Raw genomic sequence first — 21,365 nt, 5'->3', positions numbered from 1 at the left:
ACTCAAGATGCAAACGTTTCTATCGACTCGCCCGAAACGATTATCGTTTTAACAATTGTTAAGAATAACGCGCTAACCCACAAGTAATTATCCAGCATTTTGTTACTTAACACACAGTTTACTTGGTAGGTAGTCAAAACCACCTGCATTTATATGAAATTACTTACAAAGAAAACCAAATGTGATTTATATCAATTTGGCTTTTAAATATAATAAGGATGACGCGCGGCGCCTCGTACGACATTACTTTTACTTTGTTAGAAAGAAGGCGCTTTGTGACTACTACACAGCCTGCTCAAAAGGCCGGATTAAGAGTCAAAGTTCAAAAATTCGGTACTTTTCTTTCCTCGATGATTATGCCCAATATTGGCGCATTCATCGCCTGGGGTCTTATTACCGCATTGTTCATTCCCGACGGGTGGATCCCCAACGAAAAAATCGGATCCTTGGTAGGCTCGATGGTTTTATATATGCTGCCCGCGGTAGCCGGGAGCACACCGATCAACTCGTTACCAGCTTTACTGGCATAGAACCTGACCATCCTCTTTTCCCGGCGCTTTCCGAGGTATTTGCTAACGTCTAGAGGTAGAATTCCTATGAGTTAGCTCAAGGTGGGTAGATCACTTAATCTATCCACCTTCTTTTTATCTTCACCTAGCACAAGGTATATGCGCAGCTATTGTGAAATCTCCCCTGCCTCGGTTCATTACTTCCTACTACTGGTAGTTTGATTAAATTCGGCTCATAGACAAATTTTTCGCTTATTACGAAGATGACAATCAGCAATCAGTAGGAGCCGAATATCTGCATCACAGCAATAATGTCGTTTGTAGCTGCTCAACGACGATAACCATAAGCAAAAAGCACCTTTGATTGGTTGCGATTGTGCAAAAATTTACTGGCACAATTTTCCCAAAGAAAGGTGCTTTATTGTTTTTGATTAGCTACATGGCATCAGCTTCGGTAGCACTACTTTAGCTAAACCACCGAGAGAGGTCTCGCGGTACTTAGAATCCATATCTTTACCGGTTTGATACATCGTGGTAATAATCTGGTCTAGTGATACCGTCGGGGTTGATTCCCTTTGCAAGGCCATATTTGCGGCATTCACTGCTTCCACAGAAGCTACCGCATTGCGTTCAATGCATGGAACTTGCACCTGTCCACAGACCGGGTCGCAGGTAAGACCCAAGTTGTGTTCCATAGCAATCTCTGCTGCGCTAAAGACTTGCTGTGGTGTGCCACCCATTAATTGAGCAACACCGGCTGCAGCCATCGAGCATGCAACACCGACTTCACCCTGGCAGCCAACCTCAGCACCAGAGATAGAGGCATTCATCTTATATAGTGCGCCTACTACTTTGCAGGTAAGGAAATAATCGGTATATGTTTTTTCATCTACCGGTGATACCAATTTGTCCCAATAAGACAAGACAGCAGGCAATATTCCGCAGGCACCATTTGTTGGCGAGGTAACTACCCGACCGCCGGCAGCATTTTCCTCATTGACTGCCATCGCGAACATGTTAAGCCAGCTCATCATGCGCAGTGGTTCATTTTCACTCGTGCTTTCCAAGCGAGCTCGCAGTGCTTTTGCTCGACGTGGTACGCGTAATTCACCAGGAAGAATTCCCTCAGTACTTGATCCGCGTTCAATGCCATCACGCATTACTTGCCAAACCTTGGCTAAATGCACCCGTACTTCTTCTGCGGGGGCAGCTGCGATTTCATTGCGCCACTCTAGCTCTGGGATACTTAGACCTTCAATGTCACACATGGTGAGGAATTCGGCAGAACTATGGTATTCAAATGGCACTGGTGCAGCATCATCATCGGCTACTCCGAAGTGTTCTTCATCCACAATAAAACCGCCGCCAATAGAGAAATACGTCTTATGCAAGAGCACTTCATCTTCTGAAAAAGCGGTAATGGTCATTCCATTCTCATGCAACTGCAAGCAGGTGTTATGGAAAACAATGTCGCTACCATGTGGGAAGTTCACTAGCTTCTTCCCACCAGATAATGGCAGGCGTTGCAATGAGGCCACTTCTTCTAAGAAACCAGGCATGGCATCAATATCGACCGACTCCGGGTCAAAACCAGCTAGTCCCATAATGATGGCTTTATCGGTTGCGTGTCCAATTCCGGTTAGCGACAAAGAACCATAGACATCTGCTTGTACACGGACGGTAGCATCCAAAAGTCCTCGCGCTTCTAGCTCATCGGCAAAAGCCTTTCCTGCTTTCATCGGGCCGAGTGTGTGCGAGCTCGATGGGCCGATGCCGATCTTAAACATATCGAAACTACTAATAAACATTCTTGCTCCTAGGCAAAAAGTACGAAGTTATCGCGGGAAAACCTAAACGATCTAGATTACTTGGATGATGTTGTAGAAGATCGTGCCAAAAGCAACCAGTCCCATAAAGAAGATGAAGTAGTTCGAGGCACGTCCACGGTATTTCTGCAGCGCAGGAACCTTATGGATTGCATACATTGGCATCAAGAAAAGAAGGATGGCGATGGTAGGCCCACAGAGTGTTTCAATCATGCCGAGAATAGACGGGTTTAACCAACCAACTAGCCATGCGGTGACCAGCATAAAAGCAAGCGTGATAAGGGCAAGTTTACGATCCTGCTTAGCTTCTACAGAAGCGTTCGCGTCTTTCTTAACAATCAATCCTTGGAAGCCTTCTGCGGCGCCAAGATAGTGGCCTAAGAAAGACTTAGCCACGGCAATCATGGCAATAATTGGCGCAGCCCACTGGATAACTGGGTTATCAAAGTGGTTGGCCAGGTAAGACAAAATGGTGATGTTTTGTTCCTTGGCTGCTGCCAGATCCTGTGGTGAAAGGCTAAGTGCACAGGAGAAAACGAAGAACATAACCACACAGACCATAAGAATCTGCGCTACTTTAAGGATCTTGCCGGTTTTCTCATCTGCATAGATGCCATATTCTTCGCGCTTTTCGACGGCGAAAGAAGAGATAATTGGGGAATGGTTAAAAGAAAATACCATCACTGGCACTAACAGCAGCAGGGTAACCCAGAGGCTTTGACCAGTAGCTGCCCGGGCAGAGTCCATGGAGAAGGTTTCAAATAACGAGGTATTCCATTTAGGAATCAGATACAAAGATAGCAAGACCAGAATGCCGATAAATGGGAAGACCAGGACGCTCATGGCTTTAACAATCATGTCGCGGCCAAGGCTGACCACAAAGATTAAGCCCCCTACCAAAATCAGTGACATAAGCCAGCGTGGCCATGGTGTTACACCAAGTTGGTTCTCCAAGAATGAGTTAACGGTATTAGTAATGGTTACCGAGTACACCAGAAGAATTGGATACACGGAGAGGAAATAAAGGATGGTCATGAAAGCGCCGGCTTTGCGACCAAAGTGTTCCTCGACGGCATCGGTAAGATCTCCACCTTCCTTCGAGCAAGAGAGGACAAAACGGGTTAATCCTCTATGCGCCCAATATGTCATGGGGAAGGCCACGATCGACATAACGATCAACGGGATAATGCCGCCGATGCCTGCATTGATAGGGAGAAAAAGAACGCCGGCACCGATAGCGGTTCCGAAAAGGCTTAACGCCCAAACGGTATCACTTTTACGCCACTTCGGTGCCAAACCAGAGTGAGAAGAGTCAGTAGATGATGAGTCGGCCGAGCCTGGGTTTGCCGGCACGGAAATTGTCTGCGACATGGGTTCTCCAAAATTCTCGCGAAATTTCAACCAAAGAACTCAGGAGGCTCGTGTCGCCTTCATCTGCCTTATTGCCTCGCTGTTGTTATCCCATGAGATGGTGACACCCCAGTTAGACATGAAGACAAGATTCAGAACCGACGGCGATCTATGACGCCAGTTACCATTAACATCCTTTTGTCTTTGGCATTACATTTGGACAATAACCATGAAACTATGTCCGCGAAAAATATTATCAGGCTATTTTTATGTAATTAATATCTCCCCAATTTATCCTTGCCTTAATGAAATCAATTATTCACTAGGTATTGAATACGATATGCCCGATTTATGCAGTTCAAGAAAATAAGTCCCATTTAAGTCGCGGTATAAAATGCCATGTATTTTTTCTTTCGATAATTCGATAGACTGCCCAAAAGAATGGGATTTTCATCACCACAAAAGGTGTAGCTATTGGCAAAAACCACATTTTTTACTCATGTTCGGAAGATTTTATTGGATTCAATTCCCGTTTTACCCCTCGTCCCCCTTACCCCCTAATCGGACATTTTTATATCATTTATTGCCCAGTTATATATCTGGCACAGCTATAACCAAAAGGCACCCACTAACAATGTAGTGAGTGCCTCTCGGTTTAAGCTTAAAGCTATTTTACCTAGCTAAAAAGTCAAGAACTCTTAGTTCTCAGCCTTCTTGAATGGGAAGCCAAGTTCACGTAGTAGTGCGCGGCCTTCCTCATTGTTGGTAGCAGAGGTGACAACGGTGATATCCATACCACGTGGACGATCAACCTTATCTACGTCGATTTCGTAGAACATGGTCTGCTCGGTCAAGCCGAAGGTGTAGTTACCATGGCCGTCGAACTGCTGGTCGGAAAGACCACGGAAGTCACGAATACGAGGAAGCGCAACGGTGAGCAGACGGTCAAGGAATTCCCACATACGATCCCCACGTAGGGTAACGCGAGCACCAATTGGCATGCCTTCACGAAGCTTGAAGTTAGCGATCGACTTCTTTGCGCGGCGAAGCTCTGGCTTCTGGCCGGTAATAGCAGTCAAATCTTCCAGAGCGCCGTTGATGAGCTTGGAGTCACGAGCAGCGTCGCCAACACCCATGTTGACAACAACCTTGACAACACCAGGGATCTGCATAACGTTCTCGTAGGAGAATTCGTCGTTAAGCTTGGTGCGAATCTCTTCACGGTAGCGGGCCTTGAGACGTGGAGTGTAATTCTCGCTCATAATTAGATGTCCTTCCCGTTACGACGTGAGATACGAACCTTCTTGCCGTTCTCATCGAAGCGGTAGCCCACACGAGTTGGGTTTCCATCGGAGTCCAGAATCATCACGTTAGAAACGTGGATTGGAGCTTCCTGGGTAACAATGCCGCCAGATTCTGCGCCACGCTCAGGAGCAGAGTTAGCAACATGCTTCTTAATGCGGTTAACGCCTTCAACCAAAACTTTGTTGGTCTTTGGGAAAGCCTGAATGACCTTACCCTTTGCGCCCTTGTCTGGTCCGGAAATAACGAGGACCATATCTCCCTTATGGATCTTCATAAGTTAGATCACCTCCGGCGCAAGCGAAACGATCTTCATGAACTTCTTATCGCGAAGTTCGCGGGCAACTGGGCCGAAGATACGAGTACCACGCGGCTCATTGTCGTTCTTGATGATAACGGCAGCGTTCTCATCGAACTTGATGTAGGAACCATCTGGACGACGGGTTTCCTTCTTAGCGCGAACGATAACAGCCTTGATAACTTCGCCAGCCTTGACGTTGCCACCAGGGGTTGCTTCCTTGACAGTGGCAACAATAACGTCACCAATGCCAGCGAAACGTCGAGTGGAGCCACCAAGAACGCGGATGCACAGAATTTCACGTGCACCAGTGTTATCGGCAACCCGCAGACGCGACTCTTGCTGAATCACTATGGGTCTCCTGACCTGGATTGGAATGTGTGGCAGATTTCCGAACTGACACACGCGGTCTCTATAACATTTACTTGTACGCTTTCAACGAATTTTCATCGAGGGGTCTCGGTACCCAAGTTCGGAAACTAACTCGGTGTCACCGACCTATACAAGCAACCTCGCAATTTAACCATAAGATCGCATTCAAGGCAAGTCCTCATAGGCATTGCTTTTCGACGCTCACCATAGGTTTAACGACCGTTATAAAAACCGTCGAAAAGCAGCACCTGAAAAACTATCCTGCTTCAGCTTCTTGAGCTAATACCGATTTTTCCCCGCGTGGCCCCCAATAAAATAGTCCGGTGGCAACGGAAATAATCAACAAAATGCTCATAATGATAAGCAATGGGTAAAGACCAAATTTGAAAATCAATGGCACAGAAATAGCGGTAATTAAGCCACCACCAAAGAAAGGCTCAAAAATAAGTTGCTTATAGCCAAAGGCCTCAAAGGCTGGTGATTTCGATTCGGGATCAACAATGCGCATCAGCACCAAACCCGTTGCGGTAACACCCATCGACTGACCAAAATCGCCAATGCCACGCTCCAACCAGAAACTTGGAATGGTGCGTGGGGTCAACCAAAGCAGAACAACCACATTGAAAATAATTCCACCTAGGCAGAGCAATACAAAGGCTAGCCAGTTTTCCGCGATAGCGCTAATAGAGATAGTGGCCAAGGCGGCAACAATAAGTACATCGAGCCCTAGACCTTGGATACGCAACATCATATTGGAGTCAATAAGATTCTCATGCTTGGTAAGAACCAATAGCTGCTGAACAATAATGCCACCGATCATGGCCATGGGAAAGAGTGGAACGTAGCTTAAAAGTTCTACCTTATCTGCCCACAGTTGTTGTTCTAACCACTGCAAACTCTCCAAAATGCAAATACCAAAAAAGACCGCCAAGGCAACAAAAGCAAAATGCAGACTAAGAGGCTCAATCGAAGAAGGACGAGAAGTCATTTTCGCAGCCGCATATTGCTCATCCGCCCGGAATAGGCCTCGTTGCTCTTCCCTAGAACGCTGCGTTACTTCGGTAACCACCTCGGTACGACCAGTTCTAATAGCCCAGTTAATAATGGCCACACCGATCACAATGCCGCAGACCAAGCCAATAGTTGCTACACCCACGGCCAAGTCTGCACCTTCGGACCAGCCAATATCGTCAAAGACTGGAATCATACCGGCTGCGGTACCATGTCCACCTTCAAAACCAATCTCAATCAATGCCGCAGCTTCTGGGCGAATTCCTAACAGTGGCACCAGAATCAAAAGCGTTATGAGCAGACCTACTACATATTGTCCTGAAGCAAAGGCCACACCAATAGATAACTGTAGACCAGCAAGGTTAACCACTTCTTTCATCTTGGGCAGTTTTTGCCCTAGGAATAAAGTGGCGAAAACGACGGAGATTAATAAACCTGGCAAACTGCGCCAAATGCTGACGATGTCTTCGCCCCATAGCCCGCCGGCAGCAAGATACTCCCCCAGGCCGCCATCTATCGACGCACCAAGTCGCCCAAGCACCTGCGGCCCTAAAAGTAGTGCCGCAAAACCGGCTAAGATCGAGCTAGGCAAAAAGAGTTTTTGTGCCCATACCATGCGCATACGCATGACTTTTCCGACGAAAAGTATCACCCCGAGCAGAACAAAGGCGAAGCCAACCGTATTGGGAGTCATAGTTCATCTCCTTTCATTTTTTACCCGACCGCCTGCACTACCCTATGCCACTAGAATCACCGCTTTATTCCGGCGATTATTACTAGCGTTTTCCATTAATAAGTGCCAGGCGATACAAATATTAACGTTAGTAACCTACCTAACATCTTAAAAAGAGAAAACCCTCCAGTGACATTTTTTAAAAAAATATTCCCTATACGTTATAAAAAGCTCACTCTTTACTACCCCTCCTACCTAGAGCTTTAAACAAAAAACAGAAACAACGCACTACCAAGTCAAAATAAAAACACTGTCCCGTCGCAAACTCAGCGAGACAGTGTTTTCAGTATTTATTTTTGCCCTACCAAGGGCTTCCTACCGGGAGCTATTAATTAAACGTTTGCTTCCACCTTAGGATTAACAGTAAGCAACAAATCACCGGCAGTAATTGCACCTGGCAAAGCTAGCTCAGTAGCAGGAAGTACCGCACCGGTGCGCTTAGAATTAGAGATCACAATAGGTGTGGTGACCTCATAACCAGCAGCCTTAATGCCATCAATATTGAATTCGCATAGCACCTCACCAGCAACTACCTCATCGCCTTGTTGCTTAAGCGGGGTGAAGTGTTCACCTTTAAGATTCACCGTGTCGAAGCCAATATGCATCAGAATATCAACATTCTTTCCATCGACTCCTTGGGTACGCACCGCAAAGGCATGCCCAGATGGGAAAGCAACCACAACCTTGCCCGATACTGGCGAAACCAATTTTCCTTCCGTCGGCACAATGGCAAGACCAGCACCGAGCTTTCCTTGAGCAAACATGGGATCAGACACACTAGCTAAAACGTTCACTTCACCAGTTAGTGGTGCCACAATCTGCGTTGCATCCTCGGTAGCAACTTCGTTGCTTTCGGTAGCCGTTTGCGCTGCAGTTGCCGCAGCGGCTGCCGCAGCCTGCGCCTGTGGAGTATCGGTAGCATCGGGATCAATGGTGCCATTCTTAGCTACTAGACGACGGCCATAAATATAGGCAGCAGCAAAGGCGATAACAAAGGTCAGCACAGCACAAATCATGAAATTGCCCCAGTCCCCGGCGCGCATAGAAACGACACCGATAAAACCAGCAGCACCTAACGCAGTTGCCTTCACATTAAGCAGTGCAATAAAAGTGGAACCAATAGCAGCAGCCGAGATACCGATATAGAACGGCCAGCGCAGACGCAGGTTGACACCGAAAATAGCTGGCTCAGTGATACCGAAGACCGCAGATACACCCGATGCACCGGCAAGGCCTTTGAGTTTTTCATTGCGAGCTAAGAAGAATACTGCTAATGCCACCGCACCTTGGGCAATGTTAGCCATGGAGGCGGTTGAGAAGATAAAGGATCCGCCTTGTTCCCACAGCATGGTTTCAATCGGTGGGAAGGACTGGTGTAAACCGGTAATAACGATTGGCGAGTAGATCAAACCAAAGAGGAAGCCACCAACTGGACCGCCAAACTCATATAGGTTCGCCAATCCCAGGGCTAGGCTATCTCCTAACCAGCGCATTGCTGGTCCAACAGCGATAAAGGTAATAAAACCAATAATGAGCAAAGTAAGAACTGGGGTTACCAGGAAGTCAACGGTGCCTTTGAGGTGTTTGTGGAAGAAGTTTTCCGTCTTAGCTAATAGCCAAGAAACCACCAAAATAGGTAACACTGTGCCTTGGTAACCGGCTTGGGCAACATCAAGGCCAAAGACTGACCAGTAGGTCATTTCTCCATTAGCAATAGTTTCTGCTACTTGATAGCCATTAATGAGCGATGGCATTACCATAGCCATGGCCATGCCAGCACCAAGGAATTCATTGCCACCAAAACGTTTGGTAGCGGTAAAGCCTACGAGAACTGGTAAGAATGCAAATGGTGCGGAGGCGATGAGGTTAATCATCTCAGCTGCGCCAAGGATTCCCGGGAACTGCTCGGTCAGCGGCAGTTCACCAAAGATATCCGGGGTGGTGAGCACATTGTTGATGGCCATAAGTAAACCGCCACCAACAAGAATTGGAATGAGAGGAACAAAAATATCAGCCAGAATTTTTACTGCCCTGGTAAACCAGCTACCGCTATTAGCGGCAACTCCTTTTAGTTCTTCGGTGGTGACCGCAATATTTTTGGCAGTCATCCTATCTAGTTCTGCGAAGACAGTGTTGACATCACCTGGACCGACGATAATCTGATACATACCGCCAGTTTCAAAAGTACCTTTAAGATCGGGATCGTTATCCAGCGCAGCCTGGTCAACATCCTTACTATCTTTTAAAACCATCCTAAGACGGGTGGCGCAGTGCGCCGCGGCAACGATATTTTCTTCGCCACCAACTGCCTTAAGAACTCGGGCAGCCACTTCCTTGTGTTGCATGGAGACTTCTCCTCAATAAAGGGATCTGCGCGTGGTGATACGCAGGAGTAAACACCTTTATTGCAACATGGAAAAGCGAATAAAACAACATTAGTCACTGAATAAATAAAAAGTGTCCCACATCTCACCGGGGGCAGCGTTGACAATGCTTGCAGCAGCAATTTTTCCGCCATCAATCAGCACTTCTAAGGCATTGCCATCAAGGAATATTTCGAGGTTACCACTAGTAACCGGTATCCTACGCACATCAGCACCAAGGGCTAGTTCTATATACTGCTTTTCCCCTAATAGATAGGACAGTGAAAATACCTCCAAACCGGACATGTCACACAGTATTATTTTTTGATTATTTTTGCTCAAAAATTCTCGCAGGTAGTAGACATTCTTCCCCACCTGCACGGTGTGTGCATTATCACTATCGTTTCTTTGCGCCACTGCGGCTAGCACCTGGTCGGGAAGAATAAATTCCTGTATTAACCTGTGATTACGTAGGCGTATACGTCGCGGTACGGTAAGACTATGAACCCATCCTTCTTCCTTGATGGAAGGGTTTTCATCTTGTGCAGGCAAGCCCATCCAGCCCAGCAATAATGCAGTACGTACACACAATTGCCTCGAATCTAGGTATTTTTCCGCGATAATCTGCGGCGCATAAAATTGGTGCCCATAATCCAATTCGCTAAAACCACGTACTACTTCAAACGTCGTTCCACGCAGTTTTCCCACCACATAACCGCATTGATCCGAAGATTGGTAGTGGGTAACGCCTTCTTCATCGGTATAAGATTGCACCCCTTGCGGGCAAATAATCAGCACATCAAGGTCTTCGTCAGTGACCTCGTCGCGGAAAGTCATCAAATTCGGACATTCCCACATATAGCCACCCGGAAGCAGATCCGGTGATATCCCAGGTTGCGCTTGGGAAAGATCAAATTCTAATTCGCCAGCAAACTCCCATTGGGCTAAGTTTTCTCCGGTATATAACACCACCGCCGGAGTACCGTCGATACGCTGTGCACCGATAACCATCCTCCAACCGCCTGCTGGATCCCGAGTAATCATCGGGTCACGGTAATCGTTAGTGTAACCATGAGCAGGGCCGTCGATAAGCGGATTTTTTGCGTCACGACGATAAACTCCACCCATCGGGGAATCAATATCGCTTACAATAACTCGGTTCTGAGTAGCTCGGCGCTGCACATCCCCATTACTATCGGTGTATTTAAGATTGCCAGTATAGAAAAGATACACCTGACCATCATTATCGCGAACCGCTCCACCGGAGTAACAACCATTAAGATCATATTCCGCATCCGGGTAGAGCGCATCCGGGTGATGCTGCCAGTGATCAAAACTATCGCCGTGAAGTGTAGTGCTTACATGCCCCCAACCAGTGCGCTTTTTTCCAAATGGAAATGCCGGATCTTTTTGATAGTAGACATGCAAAGTAGAACCATGCATAAACATGCCATTGGGGTCATTAAGACGACCGGTAGGTGCGGTGATGTGAAAAGTTGGGCGATAGGTCATGCCGACTATAGTAGTAAGCCAGCTCGCAGATCATCACCTGAGGAGAGCACCTTCACACTTTTGGTTATGCCAAGCTAGCACCGGTTCACATCCTGGAAAAATTTTAAGAAGGAGTACGTATATCTGGGCGTGCTACTGGTGGTGCGCTTTTGCGCGGACGGATAGTAACCGATGGTACGGCAGGCCCTGGCAAGCGGGTAATACCGTGTGGATCGTGGGAAATATAACCATGCACCACACCGAAACGCTGCGAGTGTTCGCTCCACTGACGATGAGCCTGCTCAATTTCTGCATGATTGCGCGCAATATAATTCCAATACATGACAAATTCTTCCTGAAATGGCTGCCCACCAATTAAAATCAATCGTGCCTGCTCAGCCCCAGTATTGTGCAGCACTAATTCTTCTTCGCCAACACCGGTATAGCCGAGTTCATATTGTTTCACCGCACTTCCACACAGCTCGATTTCTCCGGTATCAACTAATACGCCGTGCTCAAAACTAGCATCTACTGCCATATGCAGTTTTTTACCCGGCGGAAGCACAATCTCTGCACCGACAATCGGAGTATCGGTAACAACCGGAGATGCTTCACCAGCAAGCCTGCCTAAGAAAACAGTTAGGCGCACACCATCTCGTTCGATTGGAGTTGGTCGATAGGTATCCAAACGACGCTCGCCGTTTCTGGTTGCTTCCGGCTGCACCAACCAGAATTGCACACCATGCAAAATATCCGTTGATTGAGTACTCACCTCAGAATGGCAAATGCCATGTCCAGCGGTCATCATAACAAGTTCGCCGGGTACTACAACTGCATGATTTCCACCAGAATCATGGTGGGTAATTTCACCGTCGAAAAGCCACGATACTGTTTGCAACCCAGTATGTGGATGCGGTGGCACATCCATGCGCTGATGATCCGGGCCGTAATGATCCACAAAACACCAAGCACCAATCGTGCCGCGTTGCTTTTGTGGCAGGGTACGCCACACGCTCATTGCACGCGGGCCACCCAAAGGCACTATGCGGGCAGTGATAATTTCAACGGGCACATTCTTAGTCATGTATCAAAGTATAGGTGCGATAGCTAATCCCACAGCTCTAATAGCGTGACTGTGAGCGGTTGGACAACAAACTCGCCTGCGGCAACATATTCCACCGGGTCAAGATCAACCTGCATATCGTGTAGGTAGCAGGCAAAATGGTTCTCCTCGAAAAACACTGTCCACGGCCAATCGCTAGCATTCATGGCTATCAACGCGTGTCGGCCAGCACCAAATGCGTCACGGATTCGATAGCTTATTGTCAGCCCACCATGTTCACCGATACGCTCAAGACTGGTGCGATCAGCAAGCTTTAGATAGTTGGTTTCGCGTAACCAAGCTAGTTTCTTTCTTAATGCAACCAGACCTTTGAAAAGCTCGTGGTTTACCGGGAACTGTTGTCCGCGATCATAATCAAAAGCATTTATCTGATCGGGCAAATTATAGGAGTTCTCGTGCCCATATTTGGTGCGCAAGAGCTCTTGTCCAGCATGGATAAAAATAGTTCCAGCGGCTAAAAATTGTATGGTGGTAGCCAATGCATGCCGGCGGGCTAATTCTTGTTCACTTACTCCAGCTAAAGTAGCGCTACCAGCAAGCTTGTCAAACATGGTGTAATTATCGTGGGCTTCGTTATACACAACTGATTGGCTGGCATCTCGGTACCGCCGCACGCTTTGAGCGCCCAATAGATTATCGTAAACCGCCCGGGCAGCTTGTTCCGGCCCATAACTAGCTGCCCAATCCCCAAAATTCTTAGCATCATGGTGGTTAAAATCAGGGTTTTTAGAAACAAAACCTGCCCCCTGAAGAACAAAATTATCGCCTTTGAGCACATCCCGGAAGCAATCATTAAACATGCCAATTCCAGGCATGAGTTCACCATGCTGCTGATCAGCTGGTTCTACTCCACTTCGGTGATTGCCCATGCGCCAGCCCTCCCCGATAATAATGATCGCCGGATCAATCTCATCTAATGCACTACGCACAGCATTCATGGTCTCAACATCGTGAATGCCCATCAGATCAAAACGGAAGCCATCAATAGCAAATTCGCGTGCCCAATACACCACTGAATCCACGATAAATTTGCGCATCATTAATTGCTCAGAAGCAGTTTCATTACCGCAGGCAGTGGCATCGTGATAGGTTCCGTCGTCACGCATACGGAAAAAATAACCTGGAACGGTTAGTTCCAATGGGTTACTGGCGGAATCATAAACGTGGTTGTACACCACATCCATAATCACCCTTAAGCCATGCTCGTGCAGGGTGTTAATCAGCTGTTTTAATTCCCGGATTCTTATGTGCGGATCTACTGGGTCGGTGGCATAAGAGCCTTCAACGACGTTATACAGCACCGGATCATATCCCCAGTTGTACTGCGCATTAAAACTAAGATCACCGGTTTCATCGACACTGCCAAAATCAAAAATCGGCAACAATTGGATATGCGTGACCCCTAAAGAAAGCACATAATCCAAGCCGCTTAGATTACCTGCTGTGGTACGAGTGCCCTGTTCAGCTAAGCCAAGAAACTTCCCTTTATTAGTTATCCCATTATTTTCAGCAATGGTGAGATCACGAATATGTCCTTCCCAAATAATGGCATCACACATAGCTAAGCCAGGAATTCGCTTCGCTGGTGCTTCCGGGGCAAGAACTACCGCACGCTGACTATGAGCAGTTGCCGCGCGCGCATAAGGATCAACCGTATGAGTAATCCGCCCACCATCATGAAGAATCTCATAAGTGTATTCCAACCCATTACAATCGCCTTCAATAATCAGCTGCCATACGCCGCGCCACTGATCCGGATCAATTTTGCTCAACGCTAAAGATCGCTTCATCGTATGGTCATGCAGCATAACGACCTCGGCAGTTGGCGCCCATAACCGGAAAGTAGTCCGTTGTAGCTGATACTGGGTACCAAGCTCACCATCAAAATAAAAAGCCTGGTTAAACTCTTCTGAGTGCAGATTCATTCTCGTCCTCCCCTAGGGCAATTTCCGGCCCGGAAAAATCATTTTCCATCTAGGGTAAAACACTAATTTTATGGCGTTTATGCCAACCTACCGGATAACGAGTGTGATCTTTTCTGTTTATCACCAGGCAGCCATAGGCTGGCCATAATTTTCTAGTTATCAGCACTACTTATTAGTACGAACAATTTTAAGATAGGTGCGCAGTTTTTTTATCGCCCAGTCATAGTGGCTTGAGGTTGCCGAAACACAATATGATCCCAAAGAGCTTGTGCCGGTCCAAGAAAAGTATTTCTTTGTAAAAAGCTCCTCATTGCTAAAACCCTGGATAAGCTCTATGACTTGTTTATGGCTTTGCACAAGCATTATTTCCATATCTGCTAAAGAACTACCGTGGTAGCGTAATCGGATTTCCTCATTAAGTGCTGGGGTCGTGCGCCAGTTATATGGGGTGGGCAAAAACGCTACTGGTTTATCCGGTGCATTCGGATAGTTAGCGGCGCACCATACCCGAAGCATGTGCTGCCAGTGGTAAAGATGTGCTAGTACATCACGCAGATTTTTATCTCGTCGCCAATGTGCTTCTGGGCGAGAAAAATTTTCTCCAAAAACGAGGTTGTGTTTCTCAGTTTCACTCATGGACTCAATGAGCTCAATAAGTAAGCGGTAATAAGTATCAGCAGCACTAAGGAGATCTCTTTTATTCTGCGGACGCGGCATAGTTTTATTATTACCGTCTTTTCCCATTTCTTAAGCCATAGTGGCCTTATTTTACTCCTTATTTTGCTACAGTCAGGCTGAGTAAAAATTTTGCTAACAAAAACCGCATCATTGCTAGGGTCGTGTTTCTTAGTCCACACCGCTTTAGCTAGTGTTTTTTGTTTCCCCGATTGGATAAAGCGTGCCTCCACTACTTCTCGCCCACAACCTTCGCCGCGAATTTGATAACGGTTCTTTTATAGCTGTCGACGATGTTTCTTTAGCAGTCCAGCCCGGCACCATACACGCCTTGCTGGGTTCTAATGGTGCTGGGAAAACCACTACTTTAAGAATGTGTAGCACACTACTGCGTCCAACTTCTGGCAGTGTACTAATCGACGGTATCGATGCCGTGGCGTATCCACGTACTGCGTGCAAGCGAATCGGGCTTGTGCTTGGGGGAAGCCTTGGTTTTTATCCTCGCGCGAGTGCACGTGATAACTTGCTCTTTTTTGCTGACCTTGCCGGGGTTTCTTCCGCTGAGCGTAAAACTCGCGTCGATAATGCCCTCGAGCGCGTTGGTCTTAGCCAGGATGCGCAGAAAAAGGCGGCGGAGTTTTCTACCGGTATGTTTCAGCGTTTGCACATTGCCCGGGCAATTCTTGGCCAGCCACCACTTTTGCTTCTCGACGAACCAACCAGCGGGCTTGATCCTGATGTTGCGCTACGTGTGCGTGATCTTATCCGTGAGCTAGCTAATGAAGGCGTGGGGGTGTTACTAACTAGTCACGCCATGGGTGAAGTAGAAGAACTCGCTGATGAAATTTCTTTACTTGGTGCCGGAAAAATTGCAGTAACCGGACAGGTTTCCGATATTGCAGCTTTCGCAGGTATTACTACGACCTCTACTTTTACTATGCCTGCCCAAGCAGCTAACCTTGCTGATCCGCTAGCCAAGGCGCTTACAGCGGCTGTCGGCGAAGAAGTCGTGGTTAAACAACGAGGATATGCTTCGCATTGGAATATCACTGTTTTTTGGCCGATGATCACCAACAATCATAACGAGGAACTATTACTGGCTGCGCTTGATTCTTTGCAGGCTGCCCAACCTGAAGCACTTGTTACTCGTCCGGCACTGTTAGAGGAAGCTTACTTAGCAGTAGCAGAACGGCTTGCGCGATGATTAGACAACTTCGACTCATGGCCTTCCACGTACGTCAGTTTGCGGCAGTAGCGTATTTTGCTCGTCTGATGGTTTTTACCACTATCGCAACCACTATTGTGCAGTGGCTGGCGGTAACTGCCTGGGGTGATAGTAGCCCGGAACAAGGATGGGTGCGCGGTGGAATTATCGGCATGTGGACGACTGCTACTTGTGCGGCGGGAATTATTGGCTTTGAACGATTCAAAGGCACCCTTGTTTACCTAATAGCTGCACCAATTGGTGCCCTGCGCGCACTTGTTGCACCAGTAGTTGCTGCATCGTCGTTTGGTCTATTAGCTTTTCCGGTGAGTTGGTTAACCTGGGTCATATGTTCGCACAGTGTGCCGGGTCTGCCTGCTGACACTACAGTGATAACCTTTGTGCTCGCTGTGCTCATGCTCTATTTAGGCTGCGTCGCATTAACTATCACCATTGCCGCACTCTTTGTGCTGACCCCCAATGCGATCAGTTATGAAGGGCTTCTTGTTGTCCCGATCTTTTTGCTCTCCGGGGTACTGTTTTTTGTTGATTCCCCACCGTCGTGGATTGCTGCTGTTTCCACATTTTTACCCCTTGCCACCCCGGTTTATTTATTAGCCGGTAAAGGTATCAGCATTGTCACGTTGCTTATATGGTGCGCAGTAACGTGCGGTTGGTTTGTGCTTGGTTGGATTACTGCCCGGCTTTGTTTACGGCGGGCACTTGTTACGAACACTTTAGAGGTGGTTTAAGCCATGCTTGCGTTTGGGTATCGTTTCTTATCTACAGTGAAGGTATCGTGGGCGTCCTCGATTGTGTTTGCCACTATCGGCACTACTATTACTGCACTCGTGTTATTACCGCTATTAGAGATTCTTTTTTCGGTACTCATGGGCAATGATCTTGGTAGTCCAGATCTTGTTCGCACCGGTTATGGTGCTGGCTTAGTTGCTTTATGTCTTTCTGTTCTTTCCGGGATAGTTGCCACTATCGCCCGGCAACGCACTATCGGGGTGTTCTTTGAAATACACACTTTCCGTCGCTTTGACCTCGCCTATTGGCTGGCAATTATTATCGCACCCACGGTTTTTTCACTCGTTACTGCTTTAGTGAGCTTGGGCGGAGTTTTTATTTTTGATCCCACCCATGACCTTAACCAATTAGGGCGCACAATCGTTTTACTCCCGGTTGCTCTGTGCTGTGGAATCCTACTTGGTATTGCAGCCAGTGGTATTGGAGTTAACCTTTCTGATCCTTATCTCGGTGCCACAATTGCGGGGGTATTTCTACCAGTACTTGCCGGTGTTATTGTTCCGGCAACTTTCTTTCCTACTTGGTTAGAGCTAGTAAGCCTGGTGGCACCAATGCGTGGCACCTTGAATTGGCTCAGTGGTACTGGTGGTATCCAAGGAATGCTTTTCGACGTCCTTATCGCTGCTATCTGGGCAGGTATTGGTATTGCCACCATACAGCGTGCCCTCATCCGCACTAGGGCAGGAATACGTTTTGATACGCTCTGAATTTTTCCTCAGCGCACAACAAGATTAAGCATCAAAATGCATTGACCGCTATATCAGTGTCTGCGAGAACGATCAGACTCGATTTTAGTCATCCATGCCTCTGCTGACCAAAGTCTCATGCTGTTTTTTTGATACGACAGGCTTGACTTCGGGCACAGGAAATCTTTCAGCAGACCACGAGTGGCCTGTGGTAGCGCAAAATCGCACTTTTACTCACCTACACTTAGGTTTTATTAGTTCGTTAATGTTTTAGGCTGCACGCTAACATATTTGAACTTATCAGCTCTAAAAATATACTTCAGTTTCGACTTCTGCCCAGGTAAAGGAGCATAATTTTAATGCTATGGCGAAATAGAGATTATCGACTTTTAATCTCTGGGCAGACAATTGGCGTCATTGGTACCCAAATAACAACTTTCGCATTGTTTCTTGTGGTTTTAAATATTACTGATTCTCCTACGCTCGCTAGTACATAATCAGGACTTTTTGTCTTAAGTATGGTTGTTTTTGGGCTTCCCATTGGTCGTATGGTGGATAGATATCCGCGGCTTTTCATCCTAAAAAGTTCCGCAATTATAGGGCTTGGTGGTGCCTTATTATGTGTATGGGCAGCAAGTGGAAATTTTCCAATCATAGCTTTTGCTGTCGCCACCATTTTATTAGGAGCTGCATCATCAGCGTTTAATACTGCTGAGCGCGCATTCCTGAAAGAAATAGTTGATCCAGATCTGCTAGCACAGGCAATGGCAGTAAATCAGGGACGCTATTCAATTGGTGTTATCGTTGGTCCACCACTTGCTGGTGTACTCATTTCACACTCAAACCAAGCACCTTTTTTAGTTGACGCAGCGTCTTTTTTATGGGTTTTAGCGTGTCTGTTGTTCATTCGACATCGACCAGTAAAAGCTACTAATAAGTCGTTAACCACACCACCATTACGACCAGCCTGGGATTGGCTGCGAAGCCAAAAACAACTATTTGCTATCGGCTGGTATAGCCCACTGATGAATTTTTCTTTTGCCGGAATAACTACGCTTTCATTACTAAGTTTGAAATATGCGTCGTTAAGCTCACTTTCATTGGGCTTCTACCAGGCAGCAATCGGGTTAGCAGGACTATGCGGAGCAATTATTGCAAGCAAACTTGTTGCTAAAGTACCTGCCGGAAATATGATTATTACTGCGATGATTTTATTTTCCAGCTCACTCGCTGTGACCTTAGGTAATAGCTGGTTTGTCATTGTTGGAATGGTGTTATCCGGGTTCTTTCTTCCTATTTTCAATGCACCATGTAGCGGATTTTTTATTAAATCCGTACCTCATGAATTTCAAGGAAGATGTACCGCGATACTTTCCACTTCGGCAATGATAATGATGCCTATAGGCAATGCCACCGCGGGAATACTTTTTGAAAGTTTCGGGCATATCCCTGCCGGAGTTTTCTTCATTGTAGTACTTGGTGTATCAAGCTTTTTCTTTACTCAATTAGGTGATGTTAAAGCAATACGGCTTAGCTAAAAAACTACTCAGAAAAAATTATTCCAACATAGAACTCATATTTATGCGTTCATATTCACAAAAACATGCTTGTTGCTCTCCACCAAGTTACACAACGCATCACAGTGATTTTCGTGCCTCATCATAAGCTAACAGCAAATAACTTTTGGTTTCTGAATCATTCCAACTGTGAATATCTATTATTTTGGCGGTCACTACGCGTTTCGCCACCTGCTGATAGGTCATAGCATGAATCGGACAATCATTATTGTGTGCGGTAACCAGCTTGCGGAACATACTGATTCGCTGGTCTAGTGTCGCGTTAAGATCTGGATGGGTAAGAAGCGCTAATTCGTCTAGTGCCCGTGAGCTGTTTCCACTGTGATCCCAATTAACAAGTACGAACTTATTGTCGTGCAATAAAATATTTCCTGGGTGCACATTGCCATGAGAGACTGTGGAACAATTACATATCTGAGCGCATTCTTGAGCAAATTGTGTTTGAGCTACCTGCGCTAAATCTGCTGATGGAAGCGATTTACGAGCATGCAAGGCCATAAAGACGCGGTGCTGGCTCAGCACTTGCCACCGGCGCGTTGGTTCCACATCTTCCAGTATGGGTCCATTGATGAACTCAAACTCAATGCGATCATCATCGCAGTGCAAGATCTGCGGATGGGGAAGATCAGAAGCTAACTGAGATGCCACAACCCTAGAAATAATCTGGTTGTTAGCAGGCACGTATGTTTGTTCCAACCATGCGGGATGGTCTTGGCCTAGCTTTATCACCCGTCGAGTGATCTTATTTGTGATCTCCTTAGTGGCCAAAGGCAACGCTAACCGTCGTCTAGCGCTAATAATAATCACCGTAGGAACCATGACACATAACAGCTGGATCGCCATACGTTGGATAATTTCCGACTCTGGTGGGTTACCCAGCACAATGAGCACATTGATTACCGAAGAAACCAAGCTAGACAGCATGCCGGTCACTGACAACCAGCGAGCCTTCCAATGGGCAGAAGGCAATGCTTGCATAACAAGTGTAGTAACTAGTGGTCGATAAATGCCCTTTGTTATGCCCATTACAACGGCACCCAGCACGATCACTGGCAGCATGCCACTGTTAATAAACATAAGCGACGCTAGCGTTCCTGCCACAAGAGCAATCAGTGTGGCATACACACCGTGTTTTTCGCTTAACTGACGAGCCCTAGTTCCCAAGCCGAGCGAAGACAACATATTTGTTATCACAAGTACCCCAGCTACAGTCCATAAACTATTGATGTGGGCAATGCTCACAGCCGCCACCACAATTTGGAGGCTGCGGTTAAGTAATTGGTTGACAGCTTCAAATTCTCCCCCAGCCAGGCAGATAGCCATAACAACTATCCCCCAAGTAAGTGTGGGTGAAATCCGCCAGTTGCCAGCTAAAGCAACTTTTTCTGAACTGCTGGTTGCTTCTAAAGGTTGATGCGCAGTGGTACGTAGTGTCGCAATAAGACAAGCAGCGACAGCGAGAAAAAGTGCCTGAATGCCAAACAATAACTTAGGCGATATCAAGTACAGACCTACCCCAACAAGAAATAAACCGCTTGTAAAAAGATAGAACCGGCGGTTTAGTTCATAAAGCTCAGTTTTGAACTGGTCTTTTGTAATATCCATCAACAATGCAATGTCAGATCCTGACATCAAAGCACCTGCGATACAGAGCAAAACAAGATAGCCGATAAATCCCCATAAGCCACTAACACATGTGGCAATAAACGCCAATGCGAAAATTCCCAACCCTATGGCATAGGGTATGCGCGGCTGCGTCTTATCGCTCCATAGTGATAAAGGAAAGTCGATAACCAAGGAAACTATTGCTTGGATGGCCATACCAGCAAGGTAAACAGATACTCCAACTCCCGGCTGCTGACTCCACCAAATTGGCAGGACTGGCATGGTAAGAGCGGTTGACTTCAAATAATAGGCAAGGCGGTAGCGGTGAAGATATGACGCTTTCATCAACAACAAAAGTCCTTCTCCATCACGCCTGAACTGCTACCATTGTTCCAGCTAGCTTCCACGTTGTAATGCATACACCGGGTCTCGGTACAGGTTTCAGCTGTGGGGAAAGCCCTACTGCAGAAGCAAGCGCACATGGATTAATCGTAGTCCAGGA

At 46.9% G+C, this 21,365-nt stretch carries 16 protein-coding genes and 1 pseudogene; 5 read left to right on the top strand and 12 right to left on the bottom strand.

The window, feature by feature from the left end; genetic code table 11:
- Window positions 1-275: 275 nt before the first annotated feature.
- Window positions 276-530, top strand: a complete 255-nt coding sequence (locus tag UL82_RS11570; RefSeq protein ID WP_197719645.1) for a hypothetical protein — start codon at window positions 276-278, stop codon at window positions 528-530.
- Window positions 531-940: 410 nt separating this feature from the next.
- Here UL82_RS11570 and UL82_RS01660 read toward each other — a convergent pair whose 3' ends face one another.
- The 11 genes from UL82_RS01660 to UL82_RS01610 form a co-directional block, all read right to left on the bottom strand.
- Entirely contained in the window at window positions 941-2,317 is a 1,377-nt protein-coding gene (locus UL82_RS01660; protein ID WP_046438671.1) for an L-serine ammonia-lyase, read from the bottom strand.
- A gap of 51 nt (window positions 2,318-2,368) precedes the next feature.
- On the bottom strand, window positions 2,369-3,706 hold the full coding sequence (locus UL82_RS01655; protein ID WP_046438670.1) for a serine/threonine transporter: 1,338 nt from the start codon (window positions 3,704-3,706) through the stop codon (window positions 2,369-2,371).
- Window positions 3,707-4,383: 677 nt separating this feature from the next.
- On the bottom strand, window positions 4,384-4,947 hold the full coding sequence (gene rplE / locus UL82_RS01650) for a 50S ribosomal protein L5 (RefSeq protein WP_046438669.1): 564 nt from the start codon (window positions 4,945-4,947) through the stop codon (window positions 4,384-4,386).
- 2 nt (window positions 4,948-4,949) lie between these two features.
- The gene (gene rplX, locus UL82_RS01645; RefSeq protein ID WP_046438668.1) at window positions 4,950-5,264 is read right to left on the bottom strand and encodes a 50S ribosomal protein L24; all 315 of its coding nucleotides are present in this window, start codon (window positions 5,262-5,264) and stop codon (window positions 4,950-4,952) included.
- A gap of 3 nt (window positions 5,265-5,267) precedes the next feature.
- A complete protein-coding gene (rplN, locus tag UL82_RS01640) occupies window positions 5,268-5,636 on the bottom strand; it encodes a 50S ribosomal protein L14 (protein ID WP_046438666.1) in 369 nt (122 codons plus the stop codon).
- 277 nt (window positions 5,637-5,913) lie between these two features.
- Window positions 5,914-7,362, bottom strand: a complete 1,449-nt coding sequence (locus UL82_RS01635) for a sodium/glutamate symporter (protein ID WP_046438664.1) — start codon at window positions 7,360-7,362, stop codon at window positions 5,914-5,916.
- 371 nt (window positions 7,363-7,733) lie between these two features.
- Window positions 7,734-9,746: a sucrose-specific PTS transporter subunit IIBC gene (locus tag UL82_RS01630; protein WP_046438663.1), complete on the bottom strand. Its 2,013-nt coding sequence runs from the start codon at window positions 9,744-9,746 to the stop codon at window positions 7,734-7,736.
- 90 nt (window positions 9,747-9,836) lie between these two features.
- Window positions 9,837-11,276, bottom strand: a complete 1,440-nt coding sequence (locus tag UL82_RS01625) for a glycoside hydrolase family 32 protein (protein ID WP_046438661.1) — start codon at window positions 11,274-11,276, stop codon at window positions 9,837-9,839.
- 103 nt (window positions 11,277-11,379) lie between these two features.
- Window positions 11,380-12,339, bottom strand: coding sequence for a pirin family protein (locus UL82_RS01620; protein ID WP_046438660.1), 960 nt, complete (start codon window positions 12,337-12,339; stop codon window positions 11,380-11,382).
- Window positions 12,340-12,362: 23 nt separating this feature from the next.
- On the bottom strand, window positions 12,363-14,303 hold the full coding sequence (pulA, locus tag UL82_RS01615; protein ID WP_052735837.1) for a type I pullulanase: 1,941 nt from the start codon (window positions 14,301-14,303) through the stop codon (window positions 12,363-12,365).
- A gap of 165 nt (window positions 14,304-14,468) precedes the next feature.
- Window positions 14,469-15,020 (bottom strand): ClbS/DfsB family four-helix bundle protein, encoded by a 552-nt coding sequence (locus tag UL82_RS01610; RefSeq protein WP_046441058.1) that lies wholly within the window; start codon window positions 15,018-15,020, stop codon window positions 14,469-14,471.
- A 181-nt stretch (window positions 15,021-15,201) separates the two neighbouring features.
- On the opposite strand from UL82_RS01610, the gene UL82_RS01605 reads away from it, so the two are divergent.
- The 4 genes and pseudogenes from UL82_RS01605 to UL82_RS01590 form a co-directional block, all read left to right on the top strand.
- Complete coding sequence (locus UL82_RS01605) at window positions 15,202-16,182, top strand: ABC transporter ATP-binding protein (RefSeq protein WP_046438658.1); 981 nt, start codon at window positions 15,202-15,204, stop codon at window positions 16,180-16,182.
- The gene (locus UL82_RS01600; protein ID WP_046438657.1) at window positions 16,179-16,934 is read left to right on the top strand and encodes an ABC transporter permease; all 756 of its coding nucleotides are present in this window, start codon (window positions 16,179-16,181) and stop codon (window positions 16,932-16,934) included. The genes UL82_RS01605 and UL82_RS01600 overlap by 4 nt, the downstream gene beginning before the upstream one ends.
- 3 nt (window positions 16,935-16,937) lie before the next feature.
- Complete coding sequence (locus UL82_RS01595) at window positions 16,938-17,702, top strand: hypothetical protein (protein ID WP_046438655.1); 765 nt, start codon at window positions 16,938-16,940, stop codon at window positions 17,700-17,702.
- Window positions 17,703-18,193: 491 nt separating this feature from the next.
- Window positions 18,194-19,219, top strand: a pseudogene (locus tag UL82_RS01590) (MFS transporter); the annotation flags it as partial.
- 99 nt (window positions 19,220-19,318) lie between these two features.
- On the opposite strand, the gene UL82_RS01585 reads toward UL82_RS01590, so the two are convergent.
- Window positions 19,319-21,208 (bottom strand): MFS transporter, encoded by a 1,890-nt coding sequence (locus UL82_RS01585; RefSeq protein WP_046438652.1) that lies wholly within the window; start codon window positions 21,206-21,208, stop codon window positions 19,319-19,321.
- Window positions 21,209-21,365: the final 157 nt, after the last annotated feature.

The organism is Corynebacterium kutscheri, from assembly GCF_000980835.1.
In the GTDB taxonomy this organism is placed as follows: Bacteria; Actinomycetota; Actinomycetes; order Mycobacteriales; family Mycobacteriaceae; genus Corynebacterium; species Corynebacterium kutscheri.
This window is presented reverse-complemented; position numbering and strand designations above follow the sequence as displayed.